Source organism: Cupriavidus sp. YAF13 (genome assembly GCF_052113425.1).
GTDB lineage: Bacteria > Pseudomonadota > Gammaproteobacteria > Burkholderiales > Burkholderiaceae > Cupriavidus.
On record NZ_JBFRDD010000027.1, the window covers coordinates 23500 to 47680 of the forward strand.

Annotated in this window: 18 protein-coding genes and 2 pseudogenes; 7 read left to right on the forward strand and 13 right to left on the reverse strand. The window is 66.2% G+C overall.

Translation table 11 applies throughout. The features are described from left to right. Positions 1-43: 43 nt before the first annotated feature. From AB4061_RS21345 to AB4061_RS21355, 3 genes are read right to left on the reverse strand one after another with little or no spacing between them, the layout of a single operon-like run. Positions 44-1027 (reverse strand): Bug family tripartite tricarboxylate transporter substrate binding protein, encoded by a 984-nt coding sequence (locus tag AB4061_RS21345; protein WP_441637253.1) that lies wholly within the window; start codon positions 1025-1027, stop codon positions 44-46. 57 nt (positions 1028-1084) lie between these two features. Next, a complete protein-coding gene (locus AB4061_RS21350; protein ID WP_441637255.1) occupies positions 1085-2629 on the reverse strand; it encodes a UxaA family hydrolase in 1545 nt (514 codons plus the stop codon). A 23-nt stretch (positions 2630-2652) separates the two neighbouring features. Then, a complete protein-coding gene (locus AB4061_RS21355; protein ID WP_441637257.1) occupies positions 2653-4191 on the reverse strand; it encodes a UxaA family hydrolase in 1539 nt (512 codons plus the stop codon). 250 nt (positions 4192-4441) lie between these two features. Between AB4061_RS21355 and AB4061_RS21360 the strand changes: the two genes are divergently transcribed. After that, positions 4442-5488 (forward strand): LacI family DNA-binding transcriptional regulator, encoded by a 1047-nt coding sequence (locus tag AB4061_RS21360; protein WP_441637259.1) that lies wholly within the window; start codon positions 4442-4444, stop codon positions 5486-5488. Between the two features lie 8 nt (positions 5489-5496). Beyond that, positions 5497-6540: a LacI family DNA-binding transcriptional regulator gene (locus AB4061_RS21365; protein ID WP_441637261.1), complete on the forward strand. Its 1044-nt coding sequence runs from the start codon at positions 5497-5499 to the stop codon at positions 6538-6540. A 151-nt stretch (positions 6541-6691) separates the two neighbouring features. Here the strand turns inward: AB4061_RS21365 and araD are convergent, their stop codons facing one another. Both araD and AB4061_RS21375 read right to left on the reverse strand, forming a co-directional pair. Continuing rightward, complete coding sequence (araD, locus tag AB4061_RS21370; protein ID WP_441637263.1) at positions 6692-8434, reverse strand: L-arabinonate dehydratase; 1743 nt, start codon at positions 8432-8434, stop codon at positions 6692-6694. A gap of 18 nt (positions 8435-8452) precedes the next feature. Beyond that, positions 8453-9541: a mannonate dehydratase gene (locus AB4061_RS21375; RefSeq protein WP_441637265.1), complete on the reverse strand. Its 1089-nt coding sequence runs from the start codon at positions 9539-9541 to the stop codon at positions 8453-8455. A gap of 432 nt (positions 9542-9973) precedes the next feature. Between AB4061_RS21375 and AB4061_RS21380 the strand changes: the two genes are divergently transcribed. Beyond that, positions 9974-11374, forward strand: a complete 1401-nt coding sequence (locus AB4061_RS21380; protein WP_441637267.1) for an MFS transporter — start codon at positions 9974-9976, stop codon at positions 11372-11374. Positions 11375-11454: 80 nt separating this feature from the next. Here AB4061_RS21380 and AB4061_RS21385 read toward each other — a convergent pair whose 3' ends face one another. Further along, positions 11455-12057 carry a nitroreductase family protein gene (locus AB4061_RS21385; RefSeq protein ID WP_441637269.1) on the reverse strand — a complete coding sequence of 201 codons (603 nt, stop codon included), beginning with the start codon at positions 12055-12057 and terminating at the stop codon, positions 11455-11457. Between the two features lie 329 nt (positions 12058-12386). Beyond that, positions 12387-12836, reverse strand: a complete 450-nt coding sequence (locus AB4061_RS21390) for a thiolase C-terminal domain-containing protein (RefSeq protein WP_441637271.1) — start codon at positions 12834-12836, stop codon at positions 12387-12389. A 284-nt stretch (positions 12837-13120) separates the two neighbouring features. On the opposite strand from AB4061_RS21390, the pseudogene AB4061_RS21395 reads away from it, so the two are divergent. After that, a pseudogene (locus AB4061_RS21395) lies at positions 13121-13813 on the forward strand (zinc-binding dehydrogenase); the annotation flags it as partial. A 98-nt stretch (positions 13814-13911) separates the two neighbouring features. After that, a complete protein-coding gene (locus AB4061_RS21400) occupies positions 13912-14859 on the forward strand; it encodes a PDR/VanB family oxidoreductase (protein WP_441637273.1) in 948 nt (315 codons plus the stop codon). Between the two features lie 290 nt (positions 14860-15149). On the opposite strand, the pseudogene AB4061_RS21405 reads toward AB4061_RS21400, so the two are convergent. From AB4061_RS21405 to AB4061_RS21430, 6 genes and pseudogenes are all read right to left on the reverse strand, one after another. Continuing rightward, a pseudogene (locus AB4061_RS21405) lies at positions 15150-16050 on the reverse strand (Ldh family oxidoreductase). 71 nt (positions 16051-16121) lie between these two features. Further along, positions 16122-16997 (reverse strand): transporter substrate-binding domain-containing protein, encoded by an 876-nt coding sequence (locus tag AB4061_RS21410; RefSeq protein ID WP_441637275.1) that lies wholly within the window; start codon positions 16995-16997, stop codon positions 16122-16124. A gap of 203 nt (positions 16998-17200) precedes the next feature. After that, complete coding sequence (locus AB4061_RS21415; RefSeq protein WP_441637277.1) at positions 17201-18013, reverse strand: ABC transporter ATP-binding protein; 813 nt, start codon at positions 18011-18013, stop codon at positions 17201-17203. An 11-nt stretch (positions 18014-18024) separates the two neighbouring features. Continuing rightward, positions 18025-18891, reverse strand: coding sequence for an ABC transporter permease (locus AB4061_RS21420; RefSeq protein WP_441637279.1), 867 nt, complete (start codon positions 18889-18891; stop codon positions 18025-18027). Positions 18892-18893: 2 nt separating this feature from the next. Next, complete coding sequence (locus AB4061_RS21425; RefSeq protein WP_441637281.1) at positions 18894-19913, reverse strand: aliphatic sulfonate ABC transporter substrate-binding protein; 1020 nt, start codon at positions 19911-19913, stop codon at positions 18894-18896. A gap of 2 nt (positions 19914-19915) precedes the next feature. Next, entirely contained in the window at positions 19916-20386 is a 471-nt protein-coding gene (locus AB4061_RS21430; protein ID WP_441637283.1) for a hypothetical protein, read from the reverse strand. Positions 20387-20668: 282 nt separating this feature from the next. Here AB4061_RS21430 and AB4061_RS21435 point away from each other — a divergent pair, with 282 nt between their 5' ends. Both AB4061_RS21435 and AB4061_RS21440 read left to right on the forward strand, forming a co-directional pair. After that, complete coding sequence (locus tag AB4061_RS21435) at positions 20669-22423, forward strand: ABC transporter ATP-binding protein (protein ID WP_441637285.1); 1755 nt, start codon at positions 20669-20671, stop codon at positions 22421-22423. A gap of 52 nt (positions 22424-22475) precedes the next feature. Next, entirely contained in the window at positions 22476-24173 is a 1698-nt protein-coding gene (locus AB4061_RS21440; protein WP_441637287.1) for an ABC transporter substrate-binding protein, read from the forward strand. Positions 24174-24181 lie beyond the last annotated feature (8 nt).

The window sequence follows — 24181 nt, forward strand, 5'->3', positions numbered from 1 at the left end:
TTGTCTGTCTCGAAGTCTGTCTTGCGGCCAGGCGCGTGCGCCATCATTCCGGCTTGATGCCGGCCTCCTTGATCACCTTGCCCCAGCGCTCGGTCTCGGACCGCACGAAGCGCGTGTAGTCCTGCGAACTGGATGCCACCACCACGAAGCCGTTGGCCTCCAGCTTGGCTCGGACTTCCGGCTGGCGGAACGCCTTCATCATCTCCGCCTCCAGCTTGTCGACGATGGCCTTTGGCGTGCCCTTGGGCGCGGACAGGCCAACCCACGACACCGCCGAAAAACCGGGATAGCCGGACTCCGCCACGGTCGGCACATCCGGGAACAGCGCGTTGCGCTGCGCGCTGGTGACCGCCAGCGCGCGCAGCTTGCCGGCTTTCACATAGGGCAGCACCGCGTCCTGGTTCACGAACATGGTGGGGATCTGGTTGGCCAGCACATCGGTCAGGGCCGGGCCACCGCCGCGGTAAGGAATGCCGACCATGTTCAGGCCCGCCGTCTGCTTGAGCAGCTCCATCGCCAGGTGGCCGGACGACGCGTTGGTCACGCCGTAGTTGACCTTGCCCGGGTTGGCCTTGACGTAGTCGACGAATTCCTTGAAGGTCTTGGCCGGAAAGGCGGGGTTGACCACCAGCACGTTGGGACCGGCAATCAGCTGCGAGATCTGGATGAAGTCGCGGCTGGAGTCATAGTTGGGCTTGGGCGACATGCCGTGCGCGATGGCGTTGCTGCCAATGCCGGAGAGCAGCAGCGTGTAGCCATCCGCGGGTGCCTTGGCAGCCTGCTCGGCACCGATGGTGCCGCCCGCGCCGCCCTTGTTCTCCACGATAAAAGGCTGCTTGAGCGCTTTGCCGAGTTGCTCGGCGATCAGCCGGCCCATGATATCGCTGGTGCCGCCGGCAGGGAACGGCACGATCATGCGCACGGGCTTGGTCGGCCAGGTGTCGCCCTGCGCGTTCGCGGTGGCCATGATGCCTGCGAGCGCCAGTGCGCAACCGGCTAGAAACGTTCTTTTGCTGATGCTGGTCATGCTGTGTCTCCTGGATTTCTTTTAATGAGATGCGCAAAAAGCAAGAACTGCAGGGGATCAATCCACCACCCCGATCGGCCAGGGCACGAACTCGTTCAGCCCGACCCCGAGCGCTTCGCTGCAGGTCTTCTCGCCGGAGGCGTGGCGCAGGATCTGCGCGAAGATCCGCTGGCCCATCTGTTCGATGGTGGCATCGCCGTCGATCACCACGCCGCAGTTGATATCCATGTCCTTGACCATGCGCTGGTACATCGGCGTGTTGCTGGCCAGCTTGATGGTGGGCGCGGGCACCGAGCCGAAGCAGGAGCCGCGCCCGGTGGTGAAGCAGATCAGGTTGGCGCCGCCGGCGATCTGGCCGGTAGCGGAGACCGGGTCGTAGCCCGGCGTGTCCATGAACACCAGGCCGTGCTGCGTCACCGGCTCGGCGTATTTGTAGACCTCCATCAGCGGCGCGTTGCCGCCCTTCTTGGCGCCCCYGAGGCTTTTCTCCAGCACGTTGGCCAGGCCGCCCGCGTTGTTGCCGGGGCTAACGCGGCCGTTGATCTGCGTGTCGCGGCCCTTGTTGTACTCGAGCCACCAGTTGATGCGGTCCACCAGCTTCTGGCCTACCTCGGGCGTGACCGCGCGCGCAGTCAGGGTCTGCTCCACGCCGAAGATCTCCGAGGTTTCCGAGAGGATCGCGGTGCCGCCGTGGCGCACCAGGATCTCCATCGCCGCACCCAGCGCGGGATTGGCCGAGAGGCCGGAGAAGCCATCGGAGCCGCCGCATTGCAGGCCGACGGTGATGTGCTCCGCCGAAGCCGGCTCGCGCATGACGGCGTTGGCCGTGGCGAGCATCTGCTGCACCAGCGCGATACCGGCCTCGATGGCGCGGCGCGTGCCGCCGGCGTCTTCGATCACCAACGTCTTCAGCATCGGGCCGGGCTGCAAGCCCTGGTCGGCCAGGAAGGCGGGCAACGCGTTGTGCTCGTGCCCCAGCGCAATCACCAGCGCGCCCGCGGTGTTGGGATGGCGGATATAGCCGCCGAGCGTGCGGCGCAGCAGGTCCATCGGCTCGCCGCTCATTTCCATGCCGCTGCCCTGCTCGTGCACATAAGGCACCACGCCATCGACATTGGGAAAATCCACCATGCGCTGGCCGTCGAACCAGTTGGCGATCTTGCGCGCCACCGTGGCGCCGCTATGGCACACCAGGAACACGCCGATGTAATTGCGCGTGGCCACGCGGCCGTCCGCGCGCACGATGCCCATGAACTGCGCGCGCTGCGCCGGCGGCACGTATTCCGTGGGCTGGTAGTCCTGGCCGTGGCGATAGTCCTTTACCAGGTCGCCGAAGGCGATGTTATGGCTGTGCATCCAGGTGCCGGGCGGCAGGTCCTCGGCCGCGAAGCCGATCACCGTGTTGTACTTGAGCACCGGCTCACCCTTGGCGATAAAGCGCGCGGCCACCTTGTGGCCGGACGGCACGAGCTGCAGCGTGACGAGGCTTTCGCTGGGTACGGTGGTGCCTGCCGGCACTTCCATGCGCGCCACCACCACATTGTCCTTGGGGTCAAGGCGGATAAAGGGATTGCGCGCGTTGTCCTGCATGGTGGGATTCATCTTGTTGTCCTTTGCGAGTTCGTTCAGGCGAGCACGCCGATGGGCCAGGGCACGAACTCGTTCTCGCCCACCCCCAGCGCTTCGCTGCAGGTCTTCTCGCCGGAGGCATGGCGCAGCATCTGCGCGAAGATGCGTTGCCCCATCTGCGCCACCGTGGCCTCGCCGTCCGCCACCGGGCCGCAATCGATATCGAGGTCATCCTCCATGCGTGTGAAGGTGCGCGTGTTGGAGGCCAGCTTGATGGTGGGCGCAGGCAGCGCGCCAAAGCCGGAGCCGGTGCCGGTGGTCAGGCAGATCAGGTTGGCGCCGCCGGCGATCTGGCCGGTAGCGGAAACGGCTTCATAGCTGGGCGCATCCATGAACACCAGGCCGCGCGCCGTGACAGGACGCGCGTACTCGTAGACCGCCGTCACCGGCGAGCTGCCGGCGCGGCGCACGCCGCTGGCGGCCTTCTCCAGCGCGTTGCTCAAGCCGCTGGCGCCGCCGTCGGCCCGCACGCGGCGGTTGAGCTGGGTATCGCGCCCCGCGTGGTACTGGCGCCACCAGGCGATGCGCTGCGCGAGCTGGCCAGCCACCTCGGGCGTGGCGGCACGGGACGTGAAGCGCTGCCCCAGGCTCACCAGATCCACGGTTTCCGACAGGATCGCGGTGCCGCCCTGCGCTACCAGCAGGTCCACCGCCGCGCCCAGCGCGGGGTTGGCCGAAACGGCACAAAAGCCGTCCGGCCCGGCGGATTGCAGGCCCACCACCAAGTGCTCCGCCGAAACCGGCTGGCGCACATGCGCGTTGGCCGCCGGCAGCATCTGCTGGACGATGGCGATGCCCGCCTCGATGGTGTTGGCGGTGCCGCCGATCTCCTGCATCACCAATGTCTTCAGGGCGGGGCCAACGGCAAGTTGCTCCTGCTCCAGGAAGCCGTAGATATTGTTGCGCTCGCAGCCCAGCGCGATCACCAGCGCGCCGGCGATGTTGGGATGACGGATGGTGCCCGACAAGGTGCGGCGCAGCAGGTCCATCGGCTCGCCGGTCATCTCCATGCCGCAGCCGATTTCGTGCACGAAGGGCACCACGCCGTCGACGTTGGGATACGCGGCCAGGCGCGGCACGGTGAACCAGTCGGCCACTCTGCGCGCGGCGGTGGCGCCACAATTGCCCACCACGAACACACCGATGTAGTTGCGCGTGGCAACGCGCCCGTCGGCACGCACGAAGCCCTGGAAGGTGGCGCCCTGCGCGGCGGGCACGGCTTGCAGCGATGGGGTCGCGCGGACGACCTCGCCTTGCGCACCGCTGGCAGCAGCATCCACCGCCAGATTGTGCGCATGCACCCAGGCGCCGGCGGGCACGTCTTCGGCGGCGCGCCCGATGGCGATGCCGCCCTTGATCACCAGCTCGCCTTTGCGGATGGCACGCGCGGCGAGCTTGTGGCCTGCGGGGATGTCCTGCAATGCGTTGGCGCCGGCTTCCGGCAGGGCCGTGCCTGCGGCGATCTGCGTACGCGCCAGCACGACGTTGTCGGGCTCGGCCAGCCGGACGGTGAGCTTGGATTGGGACTGGTTCATGGTGTCTCGATGAGGCTTGGCGCAGCGTTTTGCCGAACGATGGCGGGCGGCGGCGCGCTCTTATGGATGCGCTTCCATTTTTCGGGATGGTGGCCGACAATACAAGCCTGCCCGGCGCCACCGGGACAGCGGTTTCCCATGATCTGGGACAAAGCCGCAGGTGAATGCGCACTGAAGTGATTCGCACCGATCAAATCAGGGAAAACGCGTAGCGGACGGCGCCGCCCCACCCAACACCGATACCAAGGCAATGGCAACCAGCAAGCCCGCGTCCTCACGGCAAGATGACCCTGCCCCGGGCGGCGGCCGCATGGTCGACGTGGCCCGCATGGCCGGCGTATCGCGCGTGACGGTCTCGCGCGCCATCAGCCATCCACACCAGGTCTCTCCCGCCACACTGGCCGCAGTGCGGGACGCCATCGCCAAGCTGGGATACGTGCCCAACCTGAACGCCGGCAGCCTGGCCTCGCGGCGCTCGCGCATCGTCGGCGCCATTGTGCCGACGCTGTCCAACGCGTGGTTTGCCGAGACCATGGACGGGCTGGGCGAAGTGCTGGAGGACGGCGGCTACCAGTTGCTGCTGGGCCAGACACGCTACCGGCAAACGCAGGAGGAGAACCTGATCGACGCCTTTATCGGCCGGCAAGTGGACGCAATGGTGCTGACGGGCGTGAGCCACACTGGCACGGTGCGCGCCAAGCTGCGCCGCTGCGCAATGCCGGTGGTGGAAACGTGGGATCTCACCGACGACCCCATCGACATGGTGGCGGGCTTCTCCAACCGGGCAGCGGGCGCCGCCGTAGCCGGGCACCTGCTGGCGCGCGGGCACCGCCATCTCGCCTTTATCGGCGCCGAGGAAGATCGGGCGCTCAAGCGGCTGGCAGGCTACAGGGAGACGATCGCCGCGCAAGGCCTGCCCGATGTGGTGGTGCGCACGGTCGAGCCACCCTCCACCATGCTTGACGGCGCCCGCGGCCTCGTCGAACTGGTGCGGCAAAACCCGCAGCTGCAAGCCGTGTACTGCAGCAACGACACCCTCGGCGTGGGCGCGCTGCTGGCCTGCCGCGAACAGGGCTGGGCCGTGCCGGCGCGCATGGCGGTGGTGGGGTTCTCCGACCTGGCCATCGCGGCGGCCAGCGTGCCGGCGCTGAGCAGCGTCAAGGTGCCGTCGCATGAGATGGGCAGGCGTGCCGGGCAGATGTTGCTGGCGCGCCTTGGCGCACCGGGTAGCGCGCTGGGGCGCGAATCCCGCATCGTCGATCTCGGCTTCAGCGTGGTCGCGCGCGAAAGCAGTTGAACCCCGCCATGAAGCACAGCAAACCCTCCGCCCTGCAACCGCAAACGCGACCCGGCGCCGTGCGCATGTCGGACGTGGCCCGCGCCGCTGGCGTGGCGAGCGTGACGGTATCGCGCGTGATCAACCACCCCGACACGGTGGCGCCGGCCACGCGCGAACTGGTGCAAGCCACCATCCGGCAACTCGGCTATGTGCCGGACCTGACCGCCGGCAGCCTGGCCTCCGCCCGCTCGAAGATCGTCGGTGCCATCGTGCCCACGCTGTCCAACGCGTGGTTCGCCGACACCATGGATGGCCTGGCCGCCGCGCTGGCGCCGCAGGGCTACCAGTTGATGCTGGCGCAGTCGAGCTATCACCCGCGCGAAGAGGCAGGCCTGGTCGACGCCTTTCTCGGCCGGCGCGTGGACGCCATCGTGCTCACCGGCGTGAGCCACGAAAAAAGCGTGCGCGACAAGCTGCGCCGGCTCGGCCTGCCGGTGGTGGAAACCTGGGACCTGACCGACGATCCGATCGACATGGCGGTAGGCTTCTCCAACGCGGGGGTGGGTGCCGCGGTGGCGCAATACCTGTGCGAGCGCGGGCACAAGCGCATCGGCTTTATCGGCGCGGATGAGTTGCGCGCACGCAAGCGGCTCGACGGCTTGCAAGCGCGCCTCGCCGAGCTTGGCATGGCGCCTGCCGAGGTGGACCTGCTGCCACCCCCCTCCACCATCGACGCCGGCGCGCAAGCATTGACGCGGCTGCTGGAACGCGCCCCGCGCATCCAGGCCGTCTTCTGCAGCAACGACATCCTGGGCGTGGGCGCGCTGCTGGCATGCCGGCAGCACGGCTGGCAAGTGCCGGGCCGTATCGCCGTGGTGGGCTTCTCCGACCTGGCGATAGCGGCGGCCAGCTATCCCACGCTGACCACCGTGCAGGTGCGGCCGCGCGAGCTCGGCCGCCACGCCGGCGAGGTCTTGCTGCGCCGGCTGCAAGGCGCAGCGCGGCCCGGCCGGCGCGCACAGCGGGTAATGGACCTGGGCTTTCGCATCGTGCCGCGCGAGAGTGCATAAGCGCATCGATCTGGATCAACGTGGCAGCGCGCGCCGAGAGCCGGGAAATCGTGATCGGCGCCTACACCAATACCCAGGACTTCGCGATGCTGCATATCGGAGAGCGCACGCCGACCATGCTGGCAATTGACCGCACCGCAGCCGGCATCGCTCAATATATATCCGGCTCCGGCGTCGGCTCCGTCCCCCGCAGCAACGTGAAGTCACACCCTTCATCCGCCTGCGTCACCTGCTGCGCAAAGATCGCGCCGTAGCCTCGCTGGTAACGCGGCGGCGGCGGCACCCATGCGGCGCGGCGGCGTTCCAGCTCCGCATCGTCCACCAGCAACGCCAGCTTGCGCGCCGGAATGTCCAGCTCGATCAGGTCGCCCGTACGCATGAGCGCCAATGGCCCGCCAACAAACGATTCCGGCGCCACATGCAGCACGCACGCGCCGAAGCTGGTGCCGCTCATGCGCGCATCGCTGATGCGCACCATGTCGCGCACGCCTTGTTGCAGCAGTTTCCTGGGGATCGGCAACTGGCCCCACTCCGGCATGCCCGGCCCGCCCAACGGCCCGGCGTTGCGCAGCACCAGCACGCTGTTGGCGTCGATATCGAGGTCGGGCGCGTCGATGCCGGCGTTCAGCGCTTCGTAGCTCTCGAACACTACCGCGCGGCCGGTATGGCGGTGCAGGTGCGGCTCGGCGGCGGCTGGCCTGATGACGGCGCCGTTGGGCGCGAGATTGCCGCGCAGCACGGCCAGGCTGCCGCCGCTCACCAGCGCGCGCTCAACCGGCAGGATCACGTCGTCGTCATGGACCGGAGCGCCGGCGATGTTGGCGCCTAACGTGCGGCCGTTGACGGTAAGCGCGTCCACCCGCAGCAGCGGGCGCAAGCGTTCCAGCAATCCACGCAAGCCACCCGCATAGAAGAAATCTTCCATCAAGTACTTGCCCGCAGGCCGCAGGTTGGCGATCAGCGGCGTGCTGGCGGCGAGCGCGTCGAAGCGCTGCAAATCCAGCGCCACGCCGGCGCGCCGCGCCATCGCCACCAGATGCACCAGCGCATTGGTGGAGCCGCCCAGCGCCAGCACGCACACCACGGCATTGTCGAAGGCCTCGGCGCTCAGCACCGTGGACGGCGTGAGGTCCTCCCACACCATCTCGACGATGCGGCGCCCGGTCTGCACCGCCATCTGCGCATGGCGCGAGTCCGGCGCGGGAATCGAGGCCGCGCCCGGCAAGGTCAGGCCCATGGCTTCGGCCGCGCTGGTCATGGTGGAGGCGGTGCCCATGGTCATGCAGTGCCCGGGCGAGCGGGCGATGCCGCCCAGCACCTCTTCCCATTCATCGTCCGTGATGGTGCCAGCGCGCAACTCGGCCCAGTTCTTGAACATGTCGGAGCCCGAACCGAGCGTCTTGCCGCCGGCATTGCCGCGCAGCATCGGCCCGGCCGGCATGAAAATGGCCGGCAGGTTCATCGAGGTGGCGCCCATGATCAGGCCGGGCGTGGTCTTGTCGCAGCCGCCCATCAGCACCACGCCATCCACCGGATAGGAGCGCAGCAGTTCCTCGGCTTCCATCGCCAGCAGGTTGCGGTACAGCAGCGCGCTGGGCTTCTGGAACGGCTCGGCCAGCGACATGGCTGGCATTTCCAACGGAAACCCGCCGGCCTGCCAGACCCCGCGTTTGACCTCCTCCGCGCGCGCCTTGAAGTGGGTATGGCAGGGGTTGATCTCGCTCCAGGTGTTGAGGATGGCGATGACCGGCTTGCCGCGATACTCCTCGGCGCCAAAGCCGATCTGCGCCATGCGCGAGCGGTGGTTGAACGTGCGCATCGACGCGTTGCCGAACCAGCGGTGCGAGCGCAGCATCTCGGGCGTCCTGCGGATGGGCTGCTGTGCCTCTGTCATGTTGGGCCGCCGCGATGCTTAGCCGCGCACCGGCGTGGACCACACGCCGGCCGCCTGCAACAGCCCGCGCGTATAGCCCAGCGCGAAGGACATGAAGCGCTCGCGGTTTTCGTCAAGGTCCGACACGGGCACATGGTCCGGGCACAGCGGGCCCTTGTAGCCGCCGCGCTGGTAAGCCTTGATGGCCTGGAACATGTCGACGTCGCCTTCATCCGGGAAGACTTCCTGGAAGTCGAGATAGCCGCCGCGGATATTGCGGAAGTGGACCATGAAGATGCGGCCAGTGGTGGCGAACTCCTCGATCACGGGGATCATCGCGCGGCCCGGCTCCTTGAACATCTCTGCGACGGTGCCCTGGCAGAAGTTCAGGCCGTGGTTGGCGCTCGGGCTGAGTGCGAGGAACTTGCGGATGCCGCCGGCGGAGCCAATCACGTGCTCGATGCCGTTGAGGCCACCCACCGGATAGGCGGGATCGTGCGGATGGCAGGCCAGGCGCACACCGGCGCGGTCGGCGGCGGGCACCAACCCTTCGACCAGGAATTCGATGGCGTCCCAGCCGGCCCTCTCAGTCACCGGGGGCACGTCGCGCGCCATTTTCTGGCCGCACAGCATGGCGGTCTCCGCGTCGCCTTCGTCCTGGTTGGTGGGGTATCCCACGCCCCAGTAGGAGTGCTTGCGGTCGTCGTCGGCCGAGTACTCGGCATAGACAAAGCCGGAGTTCTGCGCGCCGCCGCGTCCCGGCTTGAGGCCGGTGCGGGTGATGCCAACCATCTGCACGTTGTACTTGAGGCAGGTAATGCCTGCGTCTGCCGCCTTCTGGATGTTCTGCGCCAGCACATCGCGCTGCTTGCGCGCACTATCCAGGTCGACCAGCGAATCCAGCAGGATGGAGCCCACATCGAGCGCGAACACGTCGAGCTTCAGGCCGAAGCCCTCCACCCATTTGCGATAGGCAGTGAGCTTGCCGGCATCCCAGGCGCTGACGCCGCCGGGGGCCGACACCAGCGCGGTGCCGCGGTTGTCCAGCACCACGCTCTGGACCCCGAGCTGGGTGGACAGGCGCAGGCGGCGCTCGTCGGGGTTGAGTAGCTGTTCGCTGATGTACATGCTGCGTCTCCTGGATGCGAATGGGGCGCGGGCGTCCTGGCCGCCACGTCGCTCCACGCTGGAGCCGGGCATGTCCACCCGCGATGAACACGTGTCCATTCTTGGGTAAGCGCGGATGCGCCGCAAGCGCGGAACGCGGCTGGCGCACGGCGAACCCGTGCCTTGTCCCAGAGTGTGGGAAAAGCGGCGCAGCAGTAATCCACCCGTGCGGATGACTGCCAATCGGCCCACCGGGCAGGCCGAAGCCACACATTTCCACGGCATTTCCCAAGGGCTGGGACGTGGCCCACCCTGGTCACCGGGCGCCGCTATCTTGTTTCCCGGTCCTTCTCTAGCATGCTGTCCATACGCCCCGGCAGCACCCTGCCTCGGGGACGCGCCGCCATACAAGGCCCGGCGCCTTCGTGCCATCAAACAAGACTGGAGACCGCCATGTCAGTCGTCATGACATCCGCCACCCCGAACGCGGCGGGGTCCGCGTCCGCGGCCGCATCCGCCGCCACATCCACCGCACAGCCGACCGCAGCCGCTGTCGCCACCGGGCGCTACCGCTACCTGATGCTGGCCCTGATCACCATCGTGCTGGCGCTGAGCACCGGCGACCGCGCCACGTTGTCGGTGGCGGGCCCGCATATGGGCAAGGATCTCGGGCTCGATGCCGTGCAGATGGGCTGGCTGTTCTCTTCCTTCGCCTGGGCCTATGTGCTGAGCCAAGTGCCGGCCGGCTGGCTGGTGGACAAGATCGGCGCCAAGCAGGCCATCGGCCTCGGGCTGGTGCTGTGGTCGCTCACCACCTTGCTGATGAGCACGGTGCACTGGTTTGCCTTTGCCTTTGTCGCGCTGCTGGTGCTGCGCTTCCTGCTGGGCGCGATGGAGTCACCGGTAGGGCCATCATCAGGACGGGTGATCGCGGCGTGGTTTCCCTCCACCGAGCGCGGCGTGGCCGGCGCGATCTTCAATAGCGCGCAGTATCTGTCGCTAGTGGTGTTCACGCCGCTGATGGGCTGGCTCGATCATCGCTTCGGCTGGCAGCATATCTTCTCGGTCATGGGCGCGCTGGGGCTGCTGCTGGCATGGGCGTGGTACCGCCTTTACCACGCTCCCGCCGCGCATCCGCGCGTGACACAGGCCGAGATCGAATATATCGAGCAAGGCGGCGCGCTGGTGCATCTCGGCGGCAGGAGCGCCAAGGGCAGCAAGGGTCCAACGCTGGCGCAACTCGGCCAGCTGTTCCGCAGCCGCATGCTGGTGGGCATCTTTATCGCGCAGTACTGCATCAGCGCGATCACCTGGTTCTTTGTCTCGTGGTTTCCGAGCTACCTGGTGAACGGGCGCGGCTTCTCCATCCTGCAAGCGGGCTTTGTGGCCGCGGTGCCAGCCATCTTCGGCTTTGTCGGCGGCGTGTCCACCGGCTTCGTGTCGGACGCGCTGCTGCGCCGCACCGGCTCGCTGACGATGGCGCGCAAGCTGCCTATCACCATCGGCCTGCTGCTCAGCGCCACCATGATTGCCTGCAACTACGTGGACACCGACTGGATCGTGATCGCGCTGATGAGCGTGGCGTTCTTCGGCAAGGGTTTCGGCTCGCTGGGCTGGACCGTGGTGGCCGATACCGCGCCCGCGTCCATCGTGGGCAGCACCGGCGGCGTGTTCAACGCGGTGGGCAACATCGCCGGCATCGTCACGCCGATCGTGATCGGCTACATCGTGGCCGATACGCACTCCTTTAATGGCGCCCTGGTGTACGTCGGCGCGCATGGCCTGCTGGCCATCCTTAGCTACTGGCTGATCGTGGGCAAGATTGAACGGGCAGTATTGCCGGCCCAAGGCTGAGGGAGCCATGCGCGATAAGCGGTCGCCGGCACGGCAAGCTGGAGCCAGCGCACGAAGCCCCCGCCCAACGCACTGGCCGGTCAGCCTTCGAAACCGAATCTTCCCTCTGCGGCGATGGCCTTCATGGCCAGCCGTGAGCTAGGTGCTTCGCGTGACTGCAGGGATGCCGACAGAAAGCTCTTGTCTTCGCTGCGGCGGCCAATGGCAACCGCAGCCTGCACTGTGTAATCAGCCGGAATGCCAAGGCTGCTGCGTGCCAAATCCTTGTCGAAGCCGGCGATGCCATGGGCATGCCAGCCTAGCAGCGTGGCCTGCAAGGCGACGTAACCCCAAGCAGATCCCGTGTCGAACTCGTGACTTGCGTTGGGCGTGGGCGCCGCTGCACCTGGCACTAACGCGCTGTTGGCCGACGCGATGATCAGCAAGGCCGAAGCGCGCTGCGCCCAGCTCTGGTTGAAGACGTTGAGCGTGGCAAACAGCGGCTGCCAGGCCGGAGTGTCGGCCCTGGCGTAGATGAAACGCCAGGGCTGCAAATTGAAAGCCGAAGGCGCCCAGCGGCCTGCCTCGATGATGGCCAGCAATTCCTCCTCGCTGATGCTCTCACCCGTGAATGCACGGGGCGACCAGCGGTCGACGAAGATGGGGCTGACCCCGTATTCCGGTTGGCGGGTCGGTTCTGGCATAGAGAGACTCCTTTAATGTGACCGATATGGAAATGAAGCTGTTTGCCGCACCGGTCGCAGCTCGGTGCGCTGGCGGTGCGTATGCCCGTTCAGGCGTGAAATCTCATGCAAACGAGCACACTTCGCGCTCGACTCCACGATGCAAAGCACAAGGCCAAAAAGTAGATTTACCGGCCATCCTCGAGCGCGAACGCATTCACGAGCCTGCGTGCCTTGCGCCGCCAGAGCACCCAGGCCCGGTCGAGAGCCCAGCAGTTCGCGCCGCTGGCAGCCCGCCCAGAAGGCCGCGCTGTCTGGGTCCGGACGAACACCCGGTGGCAATGGAGACGTCATGCCCCCCTCCTTAGGATGAGCGCGCTGTCGCCGGATTCGCTGCCGACCAGCGCGAACTCGGCATTTCGCACCTGGCGACAACGGCAGCGGTCATAGTCGTGGCCGGTGCTGCACAGGTCGTCGCGCACGCCGCCCTCGCGCAGCTGTTGCACGGCCTCGACAACGTGGCCAAGACCCGCGATGTTGCCCTCTGACAAGTGGCCACCGTGAGTATTGGTCGGGATGGCCCCGTCAAGAGCCAGCTCGCCGCTTCGGACCCGCGCCGCGGCCTGACCCGGCGGCGCAAGGCCGAACTGCTCGATGTGCAACAGCGCCATGCCCGTGAAGGGATCGTAGATCTCGGCGACGTCGATGTCCTCCGCCCGAATGCCGGCCTTTCGGTAAAGCGACTGCGCCAGCGTTCCTGCATGCAGGTCCCAGTGATTTGGGCCGATCCGCGAACGCACCGGCGCACCAAGGGTACCCCCTCGATCGCTCGGATCGTGACCAGCGACGACCGCAGTTGCCGAGCGTCTTCCGTCGACGAGACGACGACGGCCATTGCACCGTCGTTCCATATGCTGCAGTCGAGCAGGCGAAACGGCTCAATGACCCACGGCGACTTCTGGTGGTCCTCAACCGTGATCACTTCGGTCATCAGCGCCTTGCGGTTGAGCCTGGCATTCGCCCGCTGCTGCACGGCCAGCTCGGCGAAATCACGGTTATGCAAGTTGTAGGCATGCATGTACGCGCTGACATCCTGCCAACCGGCTACCACGGTGCTGTGACCGCAGGTGTGCGTCCCGGCTCGACGGTTTATGTCGCCGGCGCTGGTCCGGTTGGTTTGGCAGCGGCTGCATCGGCTCGCCTGCTCGGCGCGGCTGTCACGATCGTCGGCGACGTCAACAAGGTTCGGCTGGCACACGCACGCAACGTCGGCTTTCACACGGTCGACCTTTCCGAAGACGCTTCGCTCGCCGACCAGATTGCGGCCGTCTTGGGGGAGCCTCAGGTGGATTGCGCTATCGACTGCGTTGGCTTCGAAGCTCGGGGTCACGGTCACAGCGGCTCGCATCAAGAAGCGCCTGCAGCGGTCCTCAATTCACTGATGGAGGTCACGCGGGCCGCAGGCAAGATTGGTATCCCCGGGCTGTACGTGACGGAAGATCCGGGCGCAACTGACGCAGCGGCGCAGCGCGGAAGCCTGTCCGTTCGATTTGGCCTTGGTTGGGCCAAGTCGCACAGCTTCTTCACAGGGCAAACGCCGGTCATGAAATACAACCGGAACCTGATGCAGGCCATTCTCTGGGATCGGATCAAGATTGCTGACATCGTCAACGTGCAGGTAATCACGCTCGACGAGGCGCCTCAAGGCTATCTGGAGTTTGATTCCGGCGTGCCGAAGAAGTTTGTCATCGACCCGCACGGGCTGCTCGCTAGCTAACAAGAACCCCCAAGGCGCCACGCGCCCAGGCGCGTGGCGCGGAGAACCCTTGATCGCGTGATCGAGGCAGAACGTGTCACGAGAATTGGCAGCCAATCATGAAAGTGAAGATATTGAAGAAGGTCGAAACGGCTACGGATATTTTCTCCTTCGAGCTTGTGGATCCCACCGGAAGACCCTTACCGGGGTTCTCCGCGGGATCGCATATCGACGTCCACGTCGGCAATGGGTTGGTACGGCAGTACTCCCTGAGTAACGATCCGCGCGATACGCACCGCTACGTCCTGGGCGTGCTGCGCGACCCGAATTCCCGCGGGGGATCGATCGCAATGCATGCACAGGCCGAAGGGGCGGAAATTGAGATCAGCCAACCCAGAAATCACTTTCCGCTCGCCAACGAAGCCAGGCACTCGATTCTTCTAGCCGGCGGTATCGGCGTAACGCCAATACTCTGCATGGCAGAGCGACTGGCTCATGTCGACGCATCGTTCGAGTTTCACTATTGCACGCGCGCGCCGGAAAGAACTGCCTTCCGTGAACAGTTGATGCGCCCTGGGATGAAGGACCGCGTCCGAGTCTACTTCGATACGGCTCCGCCCGAGGAGCGTATCGATCTGGAGGCGATTCTCGCGGACCCCGATGTGGACAAGCATGCCTATGTCTGCGGGCCCTCAGGCTTTGTCGATGCCGTGCTGTCGCGTGCGCGAAATGCCGGCTGGCCGGAATCCAACCTCCATCGCGAATACTTCAGCGCTCAGAAAGGAGCCATTGCAGGAAATAGCGCGTTTCAGGTCAGGCTGGCTAGCTCCGGAAGAGTCATAAACGTTAGAGCTGAACAAACCGTGGTGGAGGCGCTTGGTGCGTGCGGCATCGAGATCCAGACCTCGTGCGAGCAAGGCATATGCGGCACGTGTCTCACTCGCGTGCTGGAAGGAGACCCCGATCACCGCGACGCATACTTGACCGATGAGGAACGCACAGCAAACGACCAGTTCCTGCCATGCTGTTCACGCTCTAGAACCCCGATCCTGACGCTGGATCTGTAGATGCGGTGCCCTGGAGACGGCGGCTTTGATTCCGAAGCACTCTAGTTCCAGGGTTGAGGCCTCGGCGCTTGAGGCATCGTGTGGAGAAGCGCTTTAGCTGCGCGTCGAGCGCGCTCGGTGTTGAGTACCACTATTTCGGCGAATGGCGCCCACTAGTTGCGTTAGTGCGCGTGCTCCGCAATTGGGATGGCTGACACAAGACAGCAAACGACACATCTACTCCAGGCCGCCGGCCTTGGCAATAGCTTCCTGCCGAAGGCAGCACGGCTACTGCCTTGTAGCCATTCACCTCAATCGATGCGGATGTCGGCCCGCTGCGGAATGGCCCGCATCTGCGGCAACTCCCATTCGATCTGGGCCGACGCCGACACCGCATTGCCGTAGGCGGGCTCAAAACCGATCGCGGCCGAAGAAGGATGGATCGATTGCGATAACGTTGGCCGGATCGGACGGCCCGTGATCACGCTTGTGCAGCGGCGCGAAGGCACCCCGTTGAGGGTGCCGCCCAACACCTGCGCCAGCAGCGACAGGCCGTAGCCCTTGTGGCTGCCGCCGTCGGGGCTGCCACCCAGCGGCGTCAGGCCGCCATCGGTGCTGTCGAAGACCTGTGTCCTGGCGGCCTGGGGCTCGGTCACGGGCGCGCCCTGCCCGTCCACCACCCAGCCTGCGGGGACGGTCTGGCCGCGCAGGGCTTTCACCTTGACGCGGTTGGCCGCAGCCGTTGTGGTAGCCATATCGAGCACGAAGTCAGTATTGCGGGAGCCAACCGCCACCGGCGCAGCGAAGGCGATGGGATTGGTGCCCAGCACCGGCTCGGCCGCGCGCGTCGGAACCAGCAGGATGCCCTGGGCCAAACTGGTCACGAGACCGATCAGCCCTTGGCGCGAGGCGATCCGCGCATAGACGCCGGCGGCGCCGAAGTGGTGGGAGCGCGATGCCGAAGGCGCACGCCTTGTCCGCCGCGAGTTGCATGGCCCGCGTCGAAGCCGCATGCCCCAGCCCGGCGCCGCCGTCGAGGAGCGCCGTGGCCGACCCCTCGCGCAGCACACGGGACGGCGCGTCCAGCTTTAGACGGCCGTTGCGCAGCATGGTCTCGTATTGCGCCAGCATCGAGACGCCGTGCGATTCCACGCCGAGCAGGTCGGTCTCGACCATGAGGGCCGCGGTGATCCGCGCAGGCTCGCCGGGCATGCCCCACGCGGTCAGGATGGTCTCCGCCTGGTAGATGGCGCCGAAGAGCCGGTCGGGAAAGTTCTGCAAAATCACTTCCCGGGCTGCTCGAACGGCGCATGGTCGAACTCGCCCTGCTGCGCCTTCTGGTTGCGGGCCTTGATATAGGCATCCGGCACGCCATACTTGCGCGCGGTCCGCAGCAGCAGGCCCGAGCGGTGCCAGTCGCGAATGGCCTGGTCGACGAACGCCTGCGTATCAGCCTCGCCGCGCCGCATCCAGACCACAGTGGGGGACGGGATCAGTTGGTCCTGCGTGGCAAGCTCGTAGTCCTTCCATTCGGCTGCACCCTGGCCGTGCAGCGTCTGGTAGAGCGCCGGCTGAATGTGCACGGAGGCAGCGCAGGAGCCGCCCTTCAGGGCCAGCAACGATTCGGGAATACCACGCAGCCCCTTGACGATGGCGCCGTAGCTTTCCTGCAGCGGCCTGGCGAAATTGCTGCCTTGCGATACGCACGCGATCTTGCCGCGCAAATCTTCCCAGCGATGGATGCCGCTCGATCTGGCCACCATGGCGGCGCCACCGATGAGGTCATAGGGCGTCGGCGCGAAAGAGAGGATCTCGCTGCGCTCCTGTGTCCACTGGATATTGGCGATCAACAGGTCCACCTTGCCGGTATTGAGAAACTGCACGCGCGTGTTGGCGGTAACGGATACGGTCTCTAGTTTCACCCCCAGGCGCCTCGCAATATCGCTCGCCAGGTCGGTCTGGTAACCGCCAACCTTGCCGCTAGCAGTGTCCATGAAGCCAAACGGCGGACTTGCGCCGTCGATGCCGACACTGATCCTGCCGCGCTGCTTGATCTTGTCGAGCGTGGCATCGGCATGGGCGGTGTCCGCCGCCAGGCAAATCAGGGCGCCGGCGGCGGCGATTCGGGGAAAAGACGGGAAGCGGAAGACGGAATTCATGCGGGCCGCACGGCGAGGCAAGTGGAAAGGGAGCGGGCATCTTGCTGGATTGCGCGCGACCACAAGAAAGGGTTTCGGATATGGATATGCGTGGTTCCAGGCGGGGCCCCGGATAGCACTCAGCTTGTCCAAGCCGCGCGCACCCGGCGTGCAGGCGAAAGCTCGGCCGCAATCACCGAAACAGACAAGCGCGGCGTGGAGTGTCAATCCGTGATGGGTCGACAGTCCATTTGCGCCAGGACATCCTCGCGCAGCCGGGCAAGGCGCGGATGTTGGCGCTGCCGCAGGCTTGCGGGGCCGCCAGGTACAGCCGGCACAGGCCCGACTCGTGGCACATCCACCTTGATGGCAGCCACGATGCGCCCCGGATCCGCATCCATCAGCAGTACCCGATCACTCAGGTAGAGCGCTTCGTCCACGTCGTGCGTCACCAGCAGCAAGGTAGTGCCATGGCGCGCCGTCAGCTGAAGTAGCAAATCCTGCAAGCGCATGCGGGTGAAAGGGTCAAGCGCGCTGAAGGGTTCGTCTAACAGCAACAAGCGGGGCTCGGTGAACAAGCCGCGCGCGATGGCCACGCGCTGCGCCATGCCGCCCGACAGCGCCTTGGGATACATGGCTGCGGCATGCGCAAGGCCGACCTCGCCCAGCAAAGCGGCAACGCGCCCGTGGCGCAGCGCCGCGGCCTTATCTAGGCCGGCGGCAAAGCCGACGTTCTCTGCCACGGTCAGCCACGGTAGCAGCCGCGGCTCCTGAAACACGAAACCGCTGCGGCCAGCGTGAGCCGCGGGCGCCTCGCCATGCACCGCCACGCGGCCGGCAAAGCCAGGCTCCAGCCCCGCCACGAGCCGCAGCAGCGTGCTCTTTCCGCATCCGCTGGGTCCCAGCACCGCCAGCACCTCACCGCACCCGACCTCGAACCGCATCGCACCTAGCACGCGCCGCTCGCCAAAGCACAGCGCATCCACGCGCACGGACACAAGCGGCCCTTCCTCCCCGACTCCGGCAACGACCGACATGTCAGCGCTCATCACAACACCGCGCTGTCGCGCCAAGCCAGGCTGCGCGCTTCCAGCCAGCGCAGCAAGCCGTCGCTGAGCTTGCCGATCACGGCCAGGATCAGGATGGCGACGATGACGATATCGGCCCGGCCGGTTTCGCGGCCGTCGCTGAGCAGATAGCCTAATCCGCGCGTGGCGGCGATCAGTTCGGCCGCCACCAGGAACATCCACGCCAGGCTCAGGCCCGTGCGCAGTCCGGTAAACAAATGCGGCAGCATAGCCGGCAGCAGGATGCGCCGCGCCATAGCCGCCCTGCCCAGTCCCGCCATGATGCCCACCTCCACCAGCTTGCGGTCCACGTTGCGGATGCCTGCCTGTGTGCCCAGATAGACGGGAAAGAAGGCGCCGATAGCGATCAGCGTGATCTTCGGTGCTTCGTCGATGCCCAGCCACAACAGCAGCAGCGGCACCCACGCCAGCGACGGTATCGCGCGCAGCGCCTGCAAGGTCGGGTCGAACAGCGCCTCCAGCAGACGGCTGAGCGCCACCAGCATGCCGGCGGCGACACCCAGGAGCGCGCCCAGCGCAAAACCCGCCAGCACCCGTGCGGCACTGATACCCACATGGGCAGGCAATGCCTGGTCGAACAACAGCTCGCGCAGCGTCAGCGCCAGCTCGGTGGGCGGCGGCAACAGGTTGGCGGCGATCCAGCCGATCCGCACCGCGCCCTGCCATAGCAACAACGCGGCCACCGGCACCAGCAGGCCCAGCCAGCGACGTCCCAGGCCGCCGCCACGCGGATTGGGTGCGGCGGTGGCTTTAGTGCTGTTGCTGTTGCCCTGGGCTGCGGGCGTGGCAGCCAGCGTTGCGCGCGTGGCCGGTGCGTTCGTCGCCATCGTCAGCGCACTACCGTGCGTGCATAGCGTGGCTCGATCAGCGCCTTCACCACCTTGCCCACATCGGTGCCGGGCTTGACCAACGACTCCTGTGTCAGGATGGGCGCGGCCGACGTCAGAGCCTGCACCAGTTGCGGCGACGGCACGGGCTGCGTGAAGTCATTGCGCAGCAACTGCACCTTGATCACCGCCAGCGGCAACTTGCTTTCCTCGGAGACGATCTTCGCGGTCTCGGCGGGATTGGCGGCGATCCATGCACGCGCCTTCTCGTAGGCGGCCAGCACGCGCTCTACCGCTCGCGGGTATTTTTCGGCGAAGGCCTCGTTGACGTTGAGCAGCCCGTAGGTGTTGTAGGCCACGTTGCGGTACAGCAGCCGCGAGCCGGACTCCAGCTCGCTGGCTGCCATCAACGGATCCAGTCCGGCCCAGGCATCCACCCTGCCCTGCTCCAGCGCGGCCCGGCCATCAGCGTGCTGCAGGCTGACGATTTCTACATCCGACTTGCGCAGGCCGGCGTCGTGCAGGCTACGTAGCAGGAACAGATAGGGATCGGTACCCTTGGTGGCCGCAACCTTCTTGCCCGTGAGGTCCGCCACCGTGCGGATCGGCGAATCCTTGGGCACCAGTAGTGCGGTCCACTCCGGCCGGCTGTACAGGTAGACGCCCTTGATCGGGTTGCCATTGGCGCGCCCCAGCACCGCGGCCAGGCCTGCGGTGGAACCGAAGTCGATACTGTTGCTGTTGAGAAATTCGAGCGCGCGGTTGCTGCCCTGGCTGAGCACCCAGCGCACGCTGACCTTGTCGGCCTTCAGCGACTCTTCCAGCCAGCCGAAGCGCTTGAGTACCAGGCTGGGCGGAGAGTAGTAAGCGTAGTCCAGGCGGATCTCGCGCGGCAGCGCATCCTTCGACTCCTGGGCGTGCGCGGCGGCTGGCAAGCCAATGCACACGGCGATGGCCAGCGCCGGCGCCATGCATGCCACGCGCACGGAGATGAGGGAACTCGAGGCAACACGGGCAAGCATGCTCAGCAGACGGGCAATGGGACGCATAGGCAGAGGTGTGATGGAGACAGCGGTTGAGGATGGCAGGCATGCCATGCCAGCGTGGTACCAGCGGCATATTCTAGGAGCGCGCGCGCGCCAGAACAAAGAAGCAATGCGCAGATGGATAGACGTCCGCTGCCCTCCCCGGCCGTGCCGGGCCGGTCTGCTATGCCGGCGCCCACCCGCGAGGACGCGAGGCAGCCCGTGTCCTGCGACGGCTGCAGCGCGTGGAAGCCGGCGTACTCGGCGGAAGAAAGCGCCGGCCCCGTGTGGCGCGAAGACACCAGCTGCAGTCCGGGGGCGGCCTCGGTGCGGCCAATCTGGCGCAGCGCGGCAAGACGCTCGGGCAGGTGATCGCGCGCGAACGCCAGCGTGACGCAATCGATGGCGGCGACGTCCACTGTGCCGTTGGCCACCGCGTCGAGCGATGCAAGATGCGAGCCGGTGCGCACCGTGCCAGAGCAGATTGCACGCCACGCAATATTGGGGCGCCGTGCACTGCCCCTCCGACAGAGCTTCGGACTCCTCGCCGAGCCAACTGGCATCAGTTGTGCCGCTAGGCATTCGCTCGATAGCGTACTTCTGTGGCGAGCACAAACACAGAACCGAGTAAGCATCTACGCAAAAATTCGTGGGAAGGTACCGGGGCACCGTGCTGCAATACGCGAATGGTCTACTTAGCGCATCCAGCCTCCAGGCCGGGCAGCCACGCTGCTCCATCGCCCTCCGCAGTCATGCACACCGGCGCACAGGCCCGCACGGGAACCCTGCAGCCATTGCTAAACATCCACGGCCTCAACGTGCACTTTCCCGGCCATCATGTGCTGCAAGACCTGAACCTGCAGGTCGCTGCAGGAGAGATGCTGGCGCTAGTCGGCGAATCCGGCTGCGGAAAATCGACGACGGCCTTGGCGCTGATGCGCCTGCTTCCTGCGCATGCGCGGCTGTCCGGCACAGTCAGCTTCGATGGACTGGACCTGCTTGCGCTGCGCGAGGCGGAGATGAGCGCCACGCGGGGACGCGCTGTGTCGATGATCTTCCAGGAGCCGATGACTTCGCTGAACCCGGTGCTAAGCATCGGCCAGCAGGTCGCCGAGGCCTTGACGCTACACGAGCCGCTGTCGCGCCGCGCAGCACGGGCGCAGGCCATCGAACTTCTAAACCTGGTCCAACTGCCCGACCCCGCGCGCCGCTTCGATGCGTATCCACACCAGTTCTCCGGCGGGCAGCGCCAGCGCGTGATGATTGCCATGGCGGTGGCCTGCAAACCGCGCCTGCTGATCGCGGACGAGCCCACCACCGCGCTGGACGTGACCATCCAGGCGCAGATCCTCGAGTTGATCGATAGTCTGCGCCATGAACTCGGCATGGCCGTGCTGCTAATCACACACGACCTGGGCGTAGTGGCCCAGTATGCAGACCGCGTTGCGGTGATGTACGGCGGGCGCAAGCTAGAAGAAGGCGTCACGCAGAGCGTATTCGCCACGCCCCGACACGCATACACGCGTGGCCTGCTTAGCGCATCGCTCCACGTCGCGCAGGGCCTGCACTACACCACCGACCGGCTGGCCGAGCTCCGCGCTGATGGTCAAAATGGTTTCCAGCTTGTCAAGCCGACGGTAGCGCCTTCCGCAGCCGCGCTGCGCACGCCGGCCGCCAATGCTGCTCCGCTGCTCTCTGTTCAAGGCCTGCGCGTCTCATACACCAGCGGCGAGCATCGGGTGAGCGCGGTCGACGACGTCTCGCTCGACATTGCCGCCGGCGAAACACTCGGACTGGTGGGGGAATCTGGCTGCGGCAAGTCCAGCCTGTCGCGCGCCATCCTGCGGCTGGCACCTGCCGACGCTGGCCGCGTCTCGTTTGCCGGACAGGACTTGCTAGCACTGGCGCCCGCCGCGCTGCTGCCCTGGCGCCGCCGCGTGCAGCTGATCTTCCAGGACCCCTACGGTTCACTCAACCCGCGCCACCGCGTGGAAGACATCCTTGGCCATGCCCTGGCCATCCATGGCGTGCGCGAGCGTGCCGAACGCACGCACCGCATCGACGCCATCCTCGACGACGTCGGGCTGGGCACGCGCGCGCGCAGCCGCTACCCGCACGAGTTCTCGGGCGGGCAGCGCCAGCGCATCGCAATTGCACGCGCGCTAGTGCTGCGCCCTGAGCTGGTGATCTGCGACGAGCCCGTATCCGCACTGGACGTTTCCATCCAGGCGCAGATCCTGAACCTGCTGGTCGACCTGAAAGCAGAGCACGGCCTGACCTACCTGTTCATCTCGCACGACCTGTCGGTCGTGCGCTATATCGCCGACCGTGTGTGCGTGATGCAGGCGGGCCGGATCGTCGAATCAGGTGATTCCGAGACCATCTGGACGCGCCCGCAACATCCCTACACCCGCGCCCTGCTGGCGGCCGTGCCCGGCCATGCCCGGCCGAGCTGTCCTCCGGACGCTGCCGCTCAAGCGCCACTGCCTGCCCCCGCGCACAGCTGAACTCTCGCAGTCTCTCTCCGCAGTTACCGCATCACCGAAACCTCAACGCCCCATGAACGAACACGATTTTCCCTTTGCCAAGCCGGACCCCCTTGCCCTGGACAAAGCTGCCCCGCATAGCGCGCAACGCCGTCAACTACTTGGCGCCACCGGCGCCCTGCTTGCCGGCGGTCTGTTTGGCGGCCTGCTGCCCGAGGCCAGCGCACTGACCAAGCCGCTGCCGAATACCGAAGACGGCGCTCAGCGCGGCGGCTCTCTCGATGCCGTGGTCCACCCCGAGCCACCCACGCTGGCATTTTTCATCAACACCTCCACACCGGGCCGCACCGTAGTCAGCAAGATCTTCGACGGCCTCCTGGACTACGGCCCCGACCTCAAGCCGCGCCCGCAACTCGCGGAGAGCGTCGACGTCTCATCCGATGGCCTCACCGTGCGGCTCAAGCTGCGCAAGAACGTGCTGTGGCACGACGGCAAGCCCTTCACCGCCGCCGACGTGAAATTCTCCGCCGAGGAAATCTGGCGCAAGCACGCGCCTACCGCGCGCCGCGTATTCCAGCACCTGCGCAAGGTCGATACGCCGGACAGCCATACCGTGGTGCTTACGCTCGGCAAGCCGACCCCGGTGATCCTGAACGCGCTCGACGTGGTGGCCGCGCCGATCCTGCCCAAGCACCTGTACGAAGGCACGGATATCCCGAACAATCCGTACAACAACAAGCCGGTCGGCACCGGCCCGTTTGTCTTCAAGGAGTGGGTGCGCGGCCAGCACATCGCGCTGGAGCGCTTCGACAAATACTGGGCGCCGGGGTTGCCCTACCTCGACAAGCTCACCTTCAAGATCATCCCGGATGTGGCCGGCCGCGCCACCGCGCTGGAAACCGGCGCGGTGCAATACGGCGAGCGCAACCCGGTGACCTTTGCCGACGCCGACCGCCTGGCCAAGTCGCCTAACCTGGTGGTCAGCACCGAGGGCTACAACGGCTTTGCCGGTTGGCTCTGGCTGATTCCCAACCTGCGCGACCCGATCATCGGCAACCTCAAGGTGCGCGAGGCCATCCTGTACGCAATCAACCGCGATGCGCTGGCCAAGACGGTGTGGGGCGGCTACGCGGTGCCTGCCACTGGGCCGGTGTCCTCGCTGCTCAAGACCTTCTATACCAAGGACACTGAGCAATACCCGTTCGACCGCAAGAAGGCCGAGGCCCTGCTCGACCAGGCCGGCTTCCCGCGCAAGGCGGATGGGTTCCGCTTCAAGCTCAACCATGACTTCATCCCCTTTGGTGACGATTACCGCCGCACCGGCGAGTTCGTGCGCCAGTCTCTGCGCGCCGTCGGCATCGATGTGAACCTGCGCGGCCAGGACCTGCCTACCTGGACCAAGAACGTGTTCACCGACTACAACTACCAGCTGGTCAGTTCCTGGGGCATCAACTGGCAGGACCCGCAGATCGGCGTGGAGCAGCATTACTGGTCCAAGGCGGAATCCAAGGGCACGCCTTGGCAGAACGCCTCCGGCTATGCCAGCCCCGAGGCCGACAAGCTGATCGAAGCAGCACAGGTCGAGCGTGACCCGGCCAAGCGCGTGCAGCTCTACCAGGATTTCCAGAAGCTGGCGCAGAAGGACCTGGCGCTGCTGAACCTGTTCGAGTTCCGCTGGTTCGGCGTCTGGGACAAGCGCCTGCGCAACGTCACGGATACTTTCGACCACAGCCAGAACAATTTCGCCCGCGTCTGGCTCAGCGCCAAGTGAGGAGGCCG